1 protein-coding gene is annotated in these 1,152 nt (G+C 64.4%); it reads right to left on the minus strand.

The window, feature by feature from the left end; all coding sequences use genetic code 11:
• Nucleotides 1-1,152, minus strand: a 1,152-nt coding sequence (locus tag AC54T3_RS17420; protein WP_496626574.1) for a TRCF domain-containing protein, incomplete at both ends; no start/stop codon positions are given.

Consider the following 1,152-nt stretch of genomic DNA (forward strand, 5'->3'; position numbering starts at 1 on the left):
CGGATCAGCCATCTCCATGCTGAACCGCAGCGCGCCGGCGGCCTGATCGAGCTTGAAGTCCTTGGGGCGGGACTGCACCAGCTGGATCAATTTCATGTGATCGATATTCGGCTGCTCGCCGAAGACGATGCGCCCGCCTTTGGGACCGGCCTCGATCTTCCTGATGCCGTAGGGCTGGACCTTGAGCTTTAGCTCGGTGACGGCGAACAGGGTCTTGGTCGGTTCCGGCAAGAGGCCGAAGCGGTCGATCATCTCGACTTGGAGGTCTTTCAGCTCGGCACGATCAGCGGCGCTGGCGATGCGCTTGTAGGTGACCAGCCGGGTGTGGACATCGGGCAGGTAGTCGTCGGGGAGTAGGGCGGGGAGGCCGAGGTCGATCTCGGCGCCGTGATCGAGCGGGCGGTCCAGCTCTGGGGTCTTGCCGGATTTCAGCGCCTCGACCGCGCGCTCGAGCAGGTCCATGTAGAGCGTGAAGCCGATCTCGTGGATCTGGCCGGATTGCTCCTCGCCCAATAATTCACCGGCGCCGCGGATCTCCAGGTCATGGGTGGCGAGCGTGAAGCCGGCGCCGAGGTCTTCCAGGGACTCGATCGCTTCCAACCGCTTCTTCGCATCGGCGGTCATCGACTTCGGTGGCGGCGTGATTAGATAGGCGTAGGCGCGATGGTGCGAGCGGCCAACCCGTCCGCGCAGCTGATGTAGCTGCGCCAAACCCAGCTTATCGGCGCGGTGGATGACGATGGTGTTGGCGCTCGGCACGTCGATGCCGGACTCGACGATCGTGGTGCAGACCAGCAGGTTGAAGCGGCGGTGGTAGAAGTCGCGCATCACCCGCTCCAGCTCCTTCTCGCGCATCTGCCCATGCGCCACCTCGACCCGTGCCTCGGGCACCAGCGCCTCGAGCTTCTGCGCCATGTTCTCGATGGTCTCGACCTCGTTGTGCAGGAAGTAGACCTGCCCGCCACGGTTGATCTCGCGCTGGCAGGCCTCGCGGATCAGCGCATCGTTCCAGGTCGAGACGAAGGTCTTGATCGGATGGCGCTCGACCGGCGGCGTGGCGATGATGCTCAGATCGCGCATCCCGGCCATGGCCATATTCAACGTGCGTGGGATTGGTGTGGCCGTGAGTGTGAGCACGTCGACCTCGGCGCG

The sequence above is a fragment of the Halochromatium sp. NSM3 genome, from assembly GCF_059621085.1.